Annotated in this window: 13 protein-coding genes; 6 read left to right on the top strand and 7 right to left on the bottom strand. The window is 67.9% G+C overall.

Annotated elements, in window-relative coordinates; genetic code table 11:
* The first annotated feature begins 240 nt into the window (after positions 1-240).
* From ABZ193_RS00645 to ribB, 3 genes are all read left to right on the top strand, one after another.
* Positions 241-2,025 (top strand): helix-turn-helix domain-containing protein, encoded by a 1,785-nt coding sequence (locus tag ABZ193_RS00645; protein ID WP_237337025.1) that lies wholly within the window; start codon positions 241-243, stop codon positions 2,023-2,025.
* A gap of 539 nt (positions 2,026-2,564) precedes the next feature.
* Positions 2,565-3,452, top strand: coding sequence for an SMP-30/gluconolactonase/LRE family protein (locus ABZ193_RS00640; protein WP_237337026.1), 888 nt, complete (start codon positions 2,565-2,567; stop codon positions 3,450-3,452).
* Between the two features lie 36 nt (positions 3,453-3,488).
* Entirely contained in the window at positions 3,489-4,316 is an 828-nt protein-coding gene (gene ribB / locus ABZ193_RS00635) for a 3,4-dihydroxy-2-butanone-4-phosphate synthase (protein ID WP_354708334.1), read from the top strand.
* A 268-nt stretch (positions 4,317-4,584) separates the two neighbouring features.
* Here the strand turns inward: ribB and ABZ193_RS00630 are convergent, their stop codons facing one another.
* Entirely contained in the window at positions 4,585-5,982 is a 1,398-nt protein-coding gene (locus tag ABZ193_RS00630; protein WP_354708333.1) for a cytochrome P450, read from the bottom strand.
* Between the two features lie 30 nt (positions 5,983-6,012).
* On the opposite strand from ABZ193_RS00630, the gene ABZ193_RS00625 reads away from it, so the two are divergent.
* Positions 6,013-6,933, top strand: a complete 921-nt coding sequence (locus ABZ193_RS00625) for a PDR/VanB family oxidoreductase (protein WP_354708332.1) — start codon at positions 6,013-6,015, stop codon at positions 6,931-6,933.
* Positions 6,934-6,960: 27 nt separating this feature from the next.
* Positions 6,961-8,193: a cytochrome P450 gene (locus tag ABZ193_RS00620; RefSeq protein ID WP_354708331.1), complete on the top strand. Its 1,233-nt coding sequence runs from the start codon at positions 6,961-6,963 to the stop codon at positions 8,191-8,193.
* Positions 8,194-8,196: 3 nt separating this feature from the next.
* Here the strand turns inward: ABZ193_RS00620 and ABZ193_RS00615 are convergent, their stop codons facing one another.
* The 6 genes from ABZ193_RS00615 to ABZ193_RS00590 form a co-directional block, all read right to left on the bottom strand.
* Entirely contained in the window at positions 8,197-8,970 is a 774-nt protein-coding gene (locus tag ABZ193_RS00615; RefSeq protein WP_354708330.1) for an IclR family transcriptional regulator, read from the bottom strand.
* A 104-nt stretch (positions 8,971-9,074) separates the two neighbouring features.
* Complete coding sequence (locus ABZ193_RS00610) at positions 9,075-10,052, bottom strand: AraC family transcriptional regulator (RefSeq protein WP_237337032.1); 978 nt, start codon at positions 10,050-10,052, stop codon at positions 9,075-9,077.
* Positions 10,053-10,213: 161 nt separating this feature from the next.
* Positions 10,214-11,143, bottom strand: a complete 930-nt coding sequence (locus ABZ193_RS00605) for a 2,3-dihydroxyphenylpropionate 1,2-dioxygenase (RefSeq protein WP_237337033.1) — start codon at positions 11,141-11,143, stop codon at positions 10,214-10,216.
* Positions 11,143-12,033, bottom strand: a complete 891-nt coding sequence (locus ABZ193_RS00600) for an alpha/beta fold hydrolase (protein ID WP_354708329.1) — start codon at positions 12,031-12,033, stop codon at positions 11,143-11,145. The genes ABZ193_RS00605 and ABZ193_RS00600 overlap by 1 nt, the downstream gene beginning before the upstream one ends.
* A complete protein-coding gene (locus ABZ193_RS00595; RefSeq protein WP_354708328.1) occupies positions 12,030-12,545 on the bottom strand; it encodes a cupin domain-containing protein in 516 nt (171 codons plus the stop codon). The genes ABZ193_RS00600 and ABZ193_RS00595 overlap by 4 nt, the downstream gene beginning before the upstream one ends.
* Positions 12,546-12,564: 19 nt before the next feature.
* Positions 12,565-13,281 (bottom strand): SDR family oxidoreductase, encoded by a 717-nt coding sequence (locus ABZ193_RS00590; RefSeq protein ID WP_354708327.1) that lies wholly within the window; start codon positions 13,279-13,281, stop codon positions 12,565-12,567.
* On the opposite strand from ABZ193_RS00590, the gene ABZ193_RS00585 reads away from it, so the two are divergent.
* Positions 13,271-15,019, top strand: coding sequence for an NAD(P)/FAD-dependent oxidoreductase (locus ABZ193_RS00585; protein ID WP_354708326.1), 1,749 nt, complete (start codon positions 13,271-13,273; stop codon positions 15,017-15,019). The two genes, ABZ193_RS00590 and ABZ193_RS00585, sit on opposite strands and share 11 nt — an antisense overlap.
* Positions 15,020-15,040 lie beyond the last annotated feature (21 nt).

Genomic DNA, 15,040 nt, shown 5'->3' with positions numbered 1-15,040 from the left:
CTGTGTCGAATTGCGACAACCAGGAGGCCGCCTCTGACTGTCTCGTTATGGGACACTGCGCGAGGCGTGACTGAGGTAACATCGACGACAAGGTGGGCGCCGGGCCGCAGCGTGACGGCCCCAAGCTCCTCGCAGCGCACGGGAGGAGGCCAGACGAGATGACAGCCTCGGATGGCCCTCGGCGGCCGGATGCGCTGGTAGCACCACCGGGCAACGATGCTCGAGTCAAGGAACCAAGAGATGAACGACTGGCTTCGAACAGCCGCCAAGGCACGGGACGACATCTTTTCGAGCTCGCTTGACGTATCGACCCATTCATCCTCGGTCGTTCGTCCCACCGTCTACGAGTCGTGGCGACGCTCCCGCTTGCAAGGCCTGGCCCCCGAGGCCGTCTCGCCCGTGGAGTTTGCCGAGATCGAGCTCGACAACTACCTGTCCCGGACGGTGACCTCAATTGTCGAGAAGCGAGCGGCAGCACTCGACCAGAGCGCGTGCGCACTGGTACTGACTGACCGTGACGGGAACCTGCTGCGCCGATGGGTGCGCGACCACGAAATGGCCGCGGACCTTGACGCCAAGGGCGTCGCCGCCGGTTTCACGATGGATGAGTCAACGGTCGGCACGACAGGGCTCGTCACGTTGCTGACCGGAAGGCCCGAGCTGATCCGTGGTCCCGAGCACTTCTCCGAGGAGTTCAAGCAGTACAGCTGCGCGAGCGCGCCGGTCGTCCACCCGGTCAGGCGAACGCTGCTCGGAAGCGTCTCGTTGATCTGCCGGGTGGCGGACACGACTCCATTGATGCTGTCCTGGGTGACCGACCTGATCACGGCGGTCGAGGAGGCGCTGCGCGCCCGCGCCTGCCAGCGCGAACAACGCCTGTTCGAGGCCTACACGACCTACAATCGGGACGTACGTCACCCCATCGTGGCGCTCGACATGACGACCGTCATCACCAACGCGGCCGCTGCTCGCCTGCTGGGCGGCGTGGATCAAACGCTGCTGTGGGAACACGCGCGGCGCAGCCTCCGTGAGCGCAGGAGCGGGCCGACCAGCCTGACACTGCCGAACGGCGAGGTGCTCAGCGTCGACTGCTGTCCCCTGTCCGGGCAGGACACGGACGCCGGCGCGATCCTGTTCCTTCGAAAAGCATCCGCCACTCGGCGCAAGACCGAAGCCCGCGCCCTTCCCCAGCCTTCGGTGTTGCTGCCTGGCCTCGTCGGCAGATCCGAGAAGTGGCGCGCACTGTGCCGCCAGGCGCACCGCCTACGGAACGGAACCAGCCCGGTGCTGGTCGTGGGCGAGCCAGGCTCGGGCCGGCTCGCGGTGGCGGAGGCGCTGCAGGACGCACAGACTGTCCGTGTCGTGGATGCGGTCGACGCGGCGGCACTGGGGGACGGCCGCTGGGTCCAGCACCTCCACGTGCAACTCGAGGACCCCACTGGTGTCCTGGTCATACGGCACGTTGACTCGTTGGAGCCGTCAACCGCTGTCGCCACACTGGCCGCGCTGCGCCGCACGCCGCCCGGACGGCTACTGGCCACCGCACAGCGCAGGTCCGGCGAGCCCGCCGTGCACAACGCCCTGCTCGACCACTTCGAGTCCGTCCTCGAGGTTCCCCCGCTGCGCGAGCGCCTCGACGACTTCCCCGGCCTGCTCGCGCGGTTCTCCGAACAGGTGGCGGGAGCGAAGAACTCAGTCGAGTGGACCCCGGAGGTCGTCCAGGCCCTGACTCGACTCGAGTGGCCGGGCAACCTCAACTCGCTCAAGACCTTGGTGCGCCGCACCGTCACTGGCAGCGGCGCTACGAAGATAGGTACCGACGACCTTCCGCCTGAGTACGTAGCCCGCGCCGCGCGACGCCAGCTCGCCACCTTGGAGCAGATCGAAGCGCAGACGATTCTCCAGGCCTTGCGCGAGGCAGGAGGCAACAAGCACCAAGCAGCGCTTGCCCTGGGCATCGCGCGATCGACCCTGTATCGGAAAATCAGAGCACTCGGCCTCGATCTCTCCGCCAGCATTTACTGACCGGAAGGAGGCCGGGCGCCGCAACGCCCGCACTCTCCGGCCACCACTTGGTCAACTTGCCATCAAGAAGACTTTTCTGGCATTACGGATGATGCGGCGAGGAAGAACCCGGGGTTGAGCTTGCGGTTGCCGGTCCGGGCTGGATGCTCGCTTTCGATGCTGGTGCCGGAGGTGCGGGTCACGGGGCGATGCCGGCGTCGGCGAGCAGGTGGGTCGCCGAGCAGGTCGAGGAGATACTCGACGCGCACCCTCTTCCCCCGGGCCTGACCTCGATGCCGAAATCGGCACCAGGAGCGCAGCCCGCATCTGCGTGCATTTGAGCAGACGCCAACCGGCCGCAGTGTGCGCGGCAGCGAGCGGGCGGCGTCGGCGATGATCGAACTGTCGCAAGTTGCGACAACTCACTTCAGCCCAATTCTGCGACAATCGGCCTGGGTCCGGCATCACCGTGCACCGTCGGTGGCCCCAGACGCAGCCGGTCCACAATCGCACCGGCTCACACAGCCGGACAATTCAGCGCAATGAGAGGCACGTAAACGATGAGCACGCTGACCAACATTTTATCTGGAATGTCGTTTCTGGAATGCCCTCGCTGGCACGAAGGTCGCATTTGGGTCTCCGACTTCTACACCAATCGCGTTTTTTCCGCGGCTGCGGACGGTACCGGCCTCCGGACCGAACTCGAGGTCCCGAACCAACCAGGTGGCCTCGGCTGGCTTCCCGACGGCCGGTTGCTCGTGGTCTCCGCACGGGACTTCACGTTGCTGCGTCGAGAGCATGATGGCCGGGTCGTCGTCCACGCGGACCTGAGCGGCCATGTCAGCGGAAATCTCAACGACATGGTCGTCGATCGCCTCGGACGCGCCTATGTGGGGAACTTCGGCTTCGACATCGGCGCTGGAGCTGATCCCGTCCCGACGAACTTGGTCAGGGTGGACCCCGACGGAACTGTCGCCGAAGCCGCGGCTGGCCTCCATTTTCCGAACGGGAGCGTCATCACCGACGACAACGTGCTGGTGGTCGGTGAGACCTTCGCGAACCGGATCACCGCATTCGACATCGAAGACAGCGGACAGCTCACGAATCAGCGGATCTGGGCGAAGTTCGGGGAGGTGCCGACCGGGGATTTCGCCACGGTCCTGAGTCAGGTGAAGGTCGCACCCGACGGTTGCTGCCTCGACGCCGAGGGGGCGGTGTGGGTAGCGGACGCCTTGAACGGCAGGGTGATCCGCGTGCAGGAGGGCGGGGACATCGTCGAGGAAATACAGGTCGGCAGCGGTGTCTACGCATGCATGCTGGGCGGGGACGACGGTCGGACGCTGTTCCTGTGCACAGCTCCGGACTTCGACCCAGCTGCGCGGGCCAGTGCACGTGAGTCCCATCTGCTGACCGTCCGGGTTTCCGTACCGCATGGCGGACACCCGTAGCCCGGCATTCGTGATCGTCGCGAGGAGACACAGCAGATGTCCAGAAGTTCACAGAACGCGATCGACAAGCGCGTTCGCTCCGCCCTGAGCGCGATTGCCGCCGGGCGACCGGTGGTGGTCGTCGACGATCAGAACCGTGAGAATGAGGGAGATCTCATCTTCGCGGCAGAACTCGCGACCCCGAAACTGGTCGCCTTCACCGTCAGGCACACTTCCGGTTTCCTCTGTGTCGCCCTTGCCGGCGAGGCGTGCGACCGGCTCAACCTGGCCCCCATGACCCACGCCAACCAAGATCGATACCAAACCGCCTACCAGGTGACCGTCGACTTGGTCGGCACCGGTACGGGAATCTCCGCGAAGTCCCGTGCGGCCACGATCGCCGCCTTGGGATCCGACAACGCGAACCCGGAAGATTTTTCACGTCCGGGCCACGTCGTACCGTTGCGTGCACGCGCGGGCGGAGTTCTCGAACGGCCCGGTCACACCGAAGCGGCAGTCGATCTGGCCCGGCTTGCGGGCCGCACGCCCGCCGGAGCGCTCTGCGAGATCGTGTCCGTGGACCGGCCCACCGAAATGGCCAAAGGTGAAGAACTGGCGCGTTTCGCTCTCCAGCACGGACTCGTGCACTTGTCTGTCGCTGACATCATCGATTACAGGCTCCGCCACGAAACCCGGTTCACGCGCGTCACCGAGGCGACGCTGCCCACGTCGTTCGGACGGTTCCGCGCTCTGGGCTACAGCGAGTACCTGTCCGGCAACGAGTACCTGGCCTTGGTCGCGGGAACGGGCGATGGCCGTGTTCCTGTCTACGTTCACACCGAATGTCTTTGCGGCGACGTCTTCGGTGCCGTTTCGTGCACGTGACGAGGAAACCTTGATCGCGCACTCACGGAGTTCGGCAGAACAGGTCGCGGGGTGGTGATCTACCTACGTCCGGACGGCAGAGCGAGCGCCTGCGGACTGCTGCAGGCGGACACGCCTCCTCAACCTGGCCCAGAGATCGTCGTACCCAACATTCTCGCCGATCTCGGTCTCGACGCCGTGTACGAGTTCGAGCAGCAACCCAGACCCGCGGCGGGGTGACTACGGCCACACAGCCCCGGGCGCGAACCGAGCCTGAGCTGTGTCACCGTCACCAGGTGACCTCGAGCCGTTCCAGGCCGCGGAAGAAGAAGCTCGCGACGTAGGACGGCTCGTAACCGGGTGCCAGGCGAAGGTCCGGTAGCCGGTCGAGCAGGGTTTCGATGGCCGTGCGCACTTCGGTGCGCGCCAGCTGCGCACCCGGGCACTGGTGAATGCCACTGCCGAACGCCAGGTGCTCGTGGATGTTCGCCCGCGAGAGCCGGACTTCGTCCGGCGCGGCGAAACGGCTCTCGTCCCGGTTCGCCGAACCGAAGAGCAGCAGCAGCGACGTCCCCGCCGGCAGCGGCGTCCCACCGATCTCCACGTCCCGGGTGGTCACGCGCATGAGCCCGCGGTGCGGCGCGTCCCGCCGTAGCGTCTCCTCGATGACCTGCTGCAACACCGGGCGGTCGGCGCGGACCATCTCCCACAGCCGGCGGTCGTTGTCGAGCAGCAGCAGGAGCGTGCTGGTCATGAGATCGCGTGTGGTGTCGTGCCCGGCGAAACGCAGGCCGCGGAACATGTAGTGCAGGTCGTCCCTGCTCACCGCGGGAACCATGTCGGTGCCGTGCACGAGGTCGGTCATGAAGTCGTCTCGCGGCGAGGTCCGGCGCTGCTCCGCCAGCGCGTCGATGTAACGCTCGTAATCGTGCATCCGCCGTGCCGCGGCGACCTTTTCCTCGACGCCGACCATCGGGTTCAGCAGAGTGAGGTAGTCGTTCGTCCAGCCCTGCACCCGGTCGTTGTCCTCGGCGGGGATTCCGAAGACGTCGCTGACGATCGACTGCACGTAGGGGTCGGCATAGGCGCTGACGAGGTCCGCCCGGTGTGCCCCCGCGAACTGGTCGACGAGTTCGGCCGAACGTGTCCTCATGAGCGGAAGCCGCTGCCGGATGCGGCGGCCGGAGAACGCGTGATCGAGCACCTTGCGCAAGGGTGCGTGCTGCGGTTCGTCGGTGTTCACGACGGTGGCCGCCTCCGGGATGATCCCGTGGCGTGCTTCGACGACGGGTTCCGGATTCTGCCACAGGACCGGAATGGCGTTGCTGGACGAATAGGTGTCCGGGTCGTCGACGATCGACTTGATGTCGTCGTAGCGCGTCACGACGTACGCGTTGAGCGTCGGCGAAAAGCAAATTGGCTGTTCCGTGCGCGACCACTTGTAGAACAGGTGCGGATTCTCCCGATGCGGCGATTCCATCGGGTTGAAGTCCGTGAACGCGGCCTGCTGCGTCATCATTGACCTCCAGTCACCGTTGGCGCGATGAGGCGATTTTGTGCGGTTGGCCAATCGGCCGACAACCGCGAGTCCCACCGGTCGGGATCGGCCTTTCCCGCGCAGTGGGACTCCTGATGGCGGCTCTTCCGGCGTCGCCCGAGGCTCTTGCACGGGTTCGCAGTCGTGCATCACCCAGCACCGGAGCCGGGAGGAGGCGTCATGACACGTGAGCTGGTCGTGACCTCGAAAGAAGAGGCCGCCGAGGACGTGATGGTCATTCACCTGACCGACCCCGGCGGGGACCCGCTGCCGGAATGGACACCAGGGGCGCACGTGGGAGTCGACGTCGACGGCGACGTCCGTCAGTATTCGCTCTGCGGGCCGATGTCCGAGCGGTTCACGTGGCGGATCGGGGTCCGGCGGGAATGGAACGGAGTCGTCTCGAACAAGCTGCACGATTCCGTTTCCGTCGGCCGGCGGCTGCGCGTTTCGGATCCCGAGAATCTGTTCCCGCTGGTTCCCGCGGAACGGTATGTCTTCATCGCGGGCGGTATCGGCATCACGCCTTTGCTTCCAATGCTGGAAGAGGTCAAGCGCGCGGGCCGGGAATGGAGCCTCTACTACGGCGGCCGGTCACGCCGCCACATGGCGTTCTGCTCTGAAGTGGACGGTCCGGGCGTGACGCTGTGGCCGGAGGACGAGCACGGGTTGCTTCCGGTGGATTCGCTCCTCGGCGAGCCGCGGCCAGGCACAGCCGTGTACTGCTGCGGTCCGGCCCCGCTGATAGACGCCGTCACGGAGACCTGCGCGGCCTGGCCGGCGGGCACGCTGCATGTCGAACGGTTCACCCCCGTCCGGCCGGGCGACTCCGCCCGCCCGTTCGTCGCCGAACTGCGGCGGTCCAAACGCACGATCGAGGTGCCCGCCGACAAAAGCCTGCTCGAAGCCATCGAAGCCGCCGGCATCTCGGTGCTCTCGTCGTGCCGGACCGGGACGTGCGGCACGTGCGAGGCGACCGTGCTCGACGGCGAGCCGGAGCACCACGACGAAGTACTGACCGACGAGGAACGGCAGGACGGAAAGCTGATCATGCTGTGCGTGTCGCGCTCCCGGTCCGCGGTCCTCGGACTCGATCTTTGACACCCGGAACACAACGAAGGAGACGCCATGACGACGAACCACACAACGGCCGGTGACACCCAGGAATGGCTGGCAACCGTCACGGTCGAGCAGTTGGAGAACGACCCGTACCCGATCTTCGAGAGGCTTCGCCGCGAGGCGCCGGTGGCGTGGATTCCGGCCGCGCACGCCTGGGTCGCCTCGACCTGGGAAGCGTGCCGCACGATCGCCGACGACGCGACGAACTTTCGTGGCGGCACCAGCCCGATGCACGAGCGAGTCCTCGGCGCCGACCACATCCTCGGCGCCGAAGGCGAGACCCACCAGGACCTGCGGGCGGCCGTCGACCCGCCGCTCAAACCGCGAGCGTTCCGCCCCCTGCTCGAAGACCAGGTTCGGCCGACCGTGCGCCGGTACCTCGAAGCGATCCGCGGCCAAGGCAAGGCCGAGTTGATGGCCGACTACTTCGAGCCGATCAGCGTCCGGTGCGTCGGCGACGTCATCGGGCTGACCGATGTCGACTCCGACACGCTTCGCCGCTGGTTCCACGCGCTCGCGCGGGGAATCGCGAACACGGCGATGGACGCCGAAGGCCGCTTCACCAACCCCGGAGGTTTCGCCCCGGCGGACGAGGCCGGTGCGGAGATCCGCGAGGTGCTCGAGCCGCTCGTGGCGAAGCTGTCGGCCGAACCCGACGGCTCGGCGCTGTCGCACTACCTGCATCACGGCCGTCCGCACGGCGACCCGCGGACGCTGGAGCAACTGCTCCCCTCGCTCAAGGTGATCATCCTGGGCGGCTTGCAGGAGCCCGGGCACCAGTGCGCGGCGACGTTCCTCGGCCTCACCACCAGGCCCGAGCAGTTGAAGCGGGTAACCGAGGACACCACTCTGCTCCCGCGCGCGCTGACCGAGGGACTCCGGTGGATGTCCCCGGTCTTCAGCGCCTCCAGCAGGCTGCCGCTGCGCGAGATCACGATGGGCGAGGCGACGATGCGGCCGGGACAGACGGTGTGGCTTTCCTACGGCTCGGCGAACCGCGACGAGACCGTGTTCGATCGTCCCGACGTCTTCGATCTCGACCGCGCGACGCACCCGCACCTGGCGTTCGGAACGGGGCGCCACATCTGTTCGGGCAGCGCCTACGCGCCTCAGGTCGCTCGGATCGCGCTCGAGGAACTGTTCGCCGCCTTCCCTTCCATCCGCCTCGACTCCGCCCACGAAGTCCCGGTGTGGGGATGGCTGTTCCGCGGGCCGCAGCGGCTCGACGTGCTCTGGGACTGATCGTCACCCGGCACGCTGCGGTAACCGGGCGAGCTTGCGGGACGCGGCGGCCGCGGTGGCCCGCACGACCGGTCCGAACCGGTCCGTGCGCACCACCGCGGCCGGCCCCGTGACCGACAGCGCGCCGACGACGTGCCCGAGCGGGGTGCGTAGCGCGGCGCCGACACAGCTGACGCCCACGTTGCCTTCCTCGTCGTCGACGCTCCACCCCCGCCGGGCCGACACCTCGAGTTCGTGCCGGAGCGCGGACGGCACGGTGATCGTGCGCTTTGTACGCTGTTCGAGGCCATGACTGATGACCTGGTCGACGACGGCGGGCGGGCCGGCCGCGAGTATCGCCCGGCCGAGGCTGGAACAGTGCGCGGGGATCGAACCACCGGCTTTCGACAGCATCGGCAGCTCCAGGTGCCCGGTCACCGTGTCGACCACCAGCACGTTCGGCAGGTCGAGCACGCCAAGCTGCACGGTCAGGTGGCTGCTCTCGTAGAGATCCTGCATGAACGGCTGGACGGTCTCGCGCAGTTCCCGCCTGAGCTGGGTCAGGCCGGACAGCCGCACGAAGTCGTTGCCCAGGTGGTACCGGCCGTCGTCCCGGCTGAGCCAGCCCAGCGCCACCATGCGTCCCGCCACCCGGTGTGTCGTAGAGCGGGGTAGCCCGCTGCGGCTCGCCAGGGACATCAACGTCAACCGCCGGTGCTCGTCGTCGAATGCCTGGAGAATCGCGGCAGCCCGCTCGAGAATCCCGTCGGAGCCGTCGCCGACGATCTGGCTTGTCATTGTGTGCCGCTCCGTATCTGTTCGCGCCATTGCGACGTGGGCACGATAAGCCAGCCGGAGGAACCGGGCGATCCATCTCGCGCAGCCGATCCGATCCGCGAAGCTCAACGCCTCCGCAGCGTCTGCGACGGCAACTCACCGAACCTGTCCCGGTACAGCGCGGCGAACCGGGGCACGTGCGTGAACCCCCAGCGAAGCGCGACGTCGGTGACGGTGGTCGGCGCGTCGCCGGCACGCTGCAGATCGGCCCTGGCCCGGTCGAGCCGGACGAACCGGAGGTACTGGCTCGGGCTCGTCCCGAGGTGACGCCGGAAGCCCGCCTGCAGGGACCGGACGCTGACCCCGGCCACCGCCGCCAGCTGCGACAGCGTCAACGGCTGCCCGGGATCGGCGTGCACGAGATCGACGACGCGGGCGATGCGCGCCGGGAGCTTGCGATCGGTTCGCTCCTCGCCCTCGGCCTTGACCCGCTGCGCGTCGAGCAAGCCCAGGATGACGAGATCCTCGACGTGGGCCGCGGCGAGCCGGTTGTCCAGCAGTCCCCCGCTCTCGGCGGACCGCACGGTCCAGCTGACGAGATCCACCCAGCTCTGCGTCTTCGGTGAGCGCAGATCCAGCGGCATCGCCAGGCAGACGCCGTCGTCCAGGGTGCCGGCGGCCTCGCGGCGGGATTCCAGCGCTTGCCTGCTCACGAGCACGGACAGATGCGCGCACCCGTCGTCGACGAACATCTCGGTGGGTGACCCCGGGTTGAGCACCGCGCCGACACACCGCCCGCCTGTGCTGACGGCGCCGGCCGCCTGGCGGTACTCGCCGTACCCGGCGAGCACGATGTTCGCGGCGTAGTAACCCAGCGGGTCCGGCCGGATCGTCGTCGCCGTCCCCAGTGACATGTAGACGAGGCGGATGCCGCCGAGCGAGACCGAGTTGGCGGTAGCGCAGAACCTGCGCGGGGCTCGGTCGGGCCGCAGTGTGTGCGGGCTGAACAGGCGAGCCAGACGCGACTCCGCCTCGAGCACGTCGCGGGTGCGCACGGAGCGGTACGGCGCGAGGCGTTCGCGGGGCGCGCGCGCTGCATCCACCAATGCGGTCTCCGATCATCCGTACGGAGGGCGTCGACCGGGACGGCGCAGGGTCGGAGGTGGTCGTCGGGAGCCTCCCGGCCGGTGCGCGTGACCGTAGTCACGCGCACCAGACACAGGTTAACCGCGCGGATGGTCCGGGGCCACCGCCCGGTCCCGGCCTAATCCACTGCGAAGGTGGTCCCGATGCCCATGCCCGTGATCCACTCGGGAACCGGCTCGTAGCTGGTCCACTGCAGCGGCAGGCCGGCCGCGGCGTGGCCGATCAGCCAGCACCGCACCTCATGCCCGCCCGTCCCGGCGTTCTCTTCGAGGCCCCGGTGACCCAGCGTCGCCACGGCAGCCGGGTCGTCCGCGACGAGCCGGTCGAGGAACCACTGGTCCCATTCCTGGTTCACCCGCGCGTCCGGGTCACCGCCCATCGCCCGCACCCTCGGCTCCCGGGCCGCGGCGAAGGCCGCCACATCGGCCCGGCCGTGGATGAGGGCCTCCCGGCGCTCGCCCGCCACCGACGGATCCCGCGGATCGTTGGACGGCAGCCAATGCGACAACCCGCCGCTCGCCACCAGCAGGACCCGGGCGGGCTCGGCGGACGAGCGAACGGCCGCGCCGAGCGCGCGGCCCAGCGCCAGGCACCGGTCGAGCGACGGCAACGGCGGCGCCGCGGTGTTCACGACCAGCGGGACGAGCGGGCAGCGGGCGGTCACCATGTCGTAGGTCTGCACCAGACCGTGGTCGACCGTCAGCGAGTACGACAGCGAGAGATCGAAACCCGCTTCCGCCAGGCTGTCGCGCACCGACCACGCCAGCGCGCCCGCGACCGGGAGCGGGCCGGACCGGCTGTCGAAGTCGCCGAACGCCTCGACGTCTTCGACGCCGAGCACGAACGGGGGCATGACGTCGTAGAAGTTGCCGTGGAAGTGGTCCGGGCCGATGACGACGACCGCGTCCGGCGCCAGCCGGTCCACCGCGCGCCTGACCCGGTCCGCGTCCGCGAGGAAGCGGCCCCCGGGTTCGCCGGTGCTCTTCGGCGGCAACATCGTGGCGAACGGGCTGTGCGACATGCCGACGAACCCGATGATCTCGGCCATCAGGACGGTTCCTTCCCGTTCAGCAACCACGAGCGATGGGTGTCGAGGTACTCGTCGACCTTCTCCCACTGCGGCCAGTGGCCAGCGTCGGCGATGACGTGCAACCGCGCGTCCGGCAACCACCCGAGCAACAGATCGGCCTCGTCCAGCCCGCCCGTGGGATCGTGTTCCGTCCACAGCAGCAGGGTCGGCGCCACGACCTTGCCGACCCACTCGGGCGACCACGCGAAGTCCTTGCGGATCTCGGGGTCCTGCAACACGAGCGTGTTGGAGATGGCTCGCACGAACCCGGGCCTGGAGTAGACCCGCCGCCGAAGGTTGACCAGCTCGTCGGTGACAAGTTCCTTGTGGTGGAAGAGGAACTCGACCCGGCGCCGGACGGTTTCGTCGCTCGGGTCGAGCACCGCGGCCATGGTGCTGTCCCGCATCCGGACCATCACCTCGGGCTTGTTCGCGATGTTCCCCGGCGTGTTGAGCACCAGCCGGTCGACCCGCCCCGGATGGTGCGCCGCGGTCCAGGCCACGACCCAGCCGCCGAGTGACTCACCGGACAGGTGCGCGGTCTCGATGCCGAGCACGTCCAGCAGCCCGATCAGGTGGCCGGACAGGACGTCGATGGTGTACGGCCGGTCGGGCAGATCCGACCAGCCGTGTCCGACCATGTCGTACGCCGTGACATGGAAGTCCCGCGCCAGCCCGGCGATGTCGCGCGCATAAGCTTCGAGGTGCCCGCCGGTGCCGTGAAGCAGCACCAGTTCCGGTCCGGAACCCGCCTGGAGCACGCGGGTGCGGACGGTCTCGTCGCCCAGCGGCACGTCCAGGTGCAGGAGGCGATGGTCCACGTCGCCCAGTTCGCCCCAGATGCTGATGTGCTCGGGAATCGGAGTCATGCGTCCTCCAGAAACTTCTCGCGGGCTTCGGTCATGTTCACCAGGCCGGCGCTCTGCCTGCGGATCAGACCGAACTGGCCGAGCAGACGTGAGTTCTCGATGGTGAGAAATTCGACGGGGTGTGCGCCGGAGTCGTTGTAATGGCGGTGCCAGGCCCAGGGCGGCGTGTAGATGAACGACCCCGCGGTCCAGAGGACGACCTCCTCGGGCCCGCCGGGGACCTCGATCTCGCTGTGACCGTCGCCGGCGAGCACGAAGTGGACGGTCTCGTGATAGTGCCGTTGCATGTCGGAGCTTCCGTCGGCGGGAATCACCTGGCGGAAGAGTTCGAACGTCGTGGTGGGCAGCGTGCCGGCCACCCGGAGCGTCGTCGGGTTCGGCACGGAACCCGCGGGCAGCTCGACGAGGTCTTCGTCGTGCACGACGAACGGCCGACGCGCGGCCGGTCGTATCGCGGAGCCGAAGCTCGCGAAGAAATCTGTCAGGGTGAAGCCGGGTCCGGATGTGGCCATCGCCTTCTGCGCTCCTCGTCTAGACCGTCTCGGTGCGTCCGCCATCGACGGTGAGCACGGTTCCGTTGACATAAGCGGCTTCCTCGGACGCGAGAAACGCCACGGCCGCGGCGATTTCCGATGGTTCCGCGGCGCGCGCGGCGGGAATCTCGGCCTGGTCCTCGGCCACGGCCTGGGTGACGTCGACGCCCCGCGCCGCCGCCCGGCTGCTCAGGATCTCCATCCGCCGAGGTGTGAGTGTCGCACCGGGGGCGACACAGTTCACCGTCACCCCGCGGTCAGCGTATTCACGGGACGCCAGTTTCGCCGCGGACGCGACTGCCGCGCGCAGCACGGTCGAGGTCGCCAGCTGGGGCTGCGGTTGCCGCACCGCGGTCGAGGTGATCACCACGACACGACCGAAACCGTTGGCCGCCATGCCTGGTAACGCCGTACGCAGCAGCGCCAGCGGTCCCAGGAGCAGGAGGTCGAACGCCGCGCGCCAGGTTTCGTCCTCGACTGCGAGGACCCGGCCGGGAGGCGGGCCGCCCGCGTTGACGACGAGCACGTCGAGGCTGCCGTGCCGCTCGCCGATGTCGGTCACGGCGGCGGCGCACGCCAGCGGGTCGGCGAGATCGACGACGACCCGGTCGACGAGATCGCCGCCATCCAGCTCCTTCGCTGTCGCATCGAGAGACGACGCCGTCCGCCCGGCGAGAACGACGCGGTGGCCACGCTCGAGCAGGGTGCGCGCCACCGCGGCGCCGATACCGCCCGATCCGCCACCGATGAATGCGGTTCTTGGCTGTTCAGAAGAGTTCATGATGGTTCCAGTTTCGTCAGCCGCTCGGGCGTCACCAACCGCCAGTCCCGGTCGATGGGACACCGCGTTGGCTTCCCCGGCCGCGCGGCTCACGATGGGCGCTCGGCACACCGACCGTGCCGAGTCAGGAGGACCGAAGATGCGTGTGGCGATCGTCGGAGCCGGGATTTCCGGATTGACGACGGCTAAAGTGCTGACGCAGGCCGGACACGATGTCGTGGTCTTCGACAGGTGTCCCGACGTGGGCGGCGTGTGGAGTCGTACCCGCCGTTACCCCGGAGTGACGACGCAGAGTCCGGCGGCCCAGTACGCGTTCTCCGATTTCCCGATGCCGAAGGATTTCCCGGAATGGCCGACGGGACGCCAAGTGCAGGAATACCTCGCGTCCTATGCGCGCAATTTCGGCATCGATTCCCTGCTGCGGCTGGAGACCGAAGTCGAGTCCGTTGTCCCGGACGCCGGCGGTTGGCTCGTGACCACCAAGGGGGACGGCGTTCCCGAAACCGAGCGGTTCGACCGTGTCGTCGTGGCAAACGGGGTGTTCTGCGAGCCCGCGGTGCCGAAGTTTCCTGGCGTCGACGAGTTCCGCGCAGCCGGCGGTGTGCTGATGGCTGGGACCGAGTTCCTGGACCTCGATGACGCGCGGGACCGGCACGCCGTGGTGGTCGGCTACGGGAAGTCGGCGTGTGATGTCACCGTGGCGATCGCGTCGGTCGCCGCGAGCACCGACATCGTGGCGCGCCAGCTGCTGTGGAAGATCCCGCGGAAAGTCGCCGGGGTTCTGAATTTCAAGGTGCTGCTGATGACCCGCCTCGGCGAGGCGCTGTTCCGCTACCGCACGCTGCGCGGGTTCGAGAAGTTCCTGCACGGTCCCGGCGACAAGATCCGGCGCTCGCTGATCAACTCGATCGGCTCCGTCTCGGTCAAGCAGTTCGGTCTGGACAAGCTCGGCCTGATCCCGCGGGGAACGATGGAAGGCATCGTCCGGGGCGCGATCGGCCTGGCCACCGAAGGATTCTTCGAAGGCGTCGAGGCCGGGACGATCCGGGTGCGACGCGACCGGACGATCGCCCGGCTGTATGCCGACGGGGAACAGCGGTACGCCGAACTCGACGATGGAACCGTGATCCCGGCGGACATCATCGTCTGTGCGACCGGCTTCCAGCAGTCCGTTCCGTTCCTCGACGCGAACGTGCAGGCCAAACTGCACGACGACCGCGGAAACTTCGCGCTTTACCGGCAGATCCAGCCGCTGGACGTCCCCGGCCTCTATTTCAACGGCTACAACTCGTCGTTCTTCAGCCCGCTCAACGCGGAACTCGCGGCGTTGTGGATCGCCGCGGACATCGAGGGAATACTCGAGCTGCCCAGCCTGGACGCCCGGCGCGAGCAGGTCACCGGGCAGCTTGAATTCATGGACGACGCGCTCGGTTCGCACCACTGCCGAGGCACGAAGATCATCCCGTTCTCGCTGCACCACGCCGACGAGGTGCTCACCGACCTCGATCTTCAGATCGGCGTTATGACCAGGGCGTTCCAGTGGCTCGCCCCCGTTGACCCGGCGACCTATCGCAAGGTGACACCGGCACTGCTCGACCGGATCGCCGCTGCCCGGGCGGCCCAGCCGAAGGCCGAACCCGTCTTGCCGGAGACGTCCGCGAACAAGTCCTAGATCACGTTGACGGAAAGGATT

The sequence above is a fragment of the Amycolatopsis sp. NPDC006125 genome, assembly GCF_040614195.1.
GTDB classification, from domain to species: domain Bacteria; phylum Actinomycetota; class Actinomycetes; order Mycobacteriales; family Pseudonocardiaceae; genus Amycolatopsis_E; species Amycolatopsis_E tucumanensis.
This window is presented reverse-complemented; position numbering and strand designations above follow the sequence as displayed.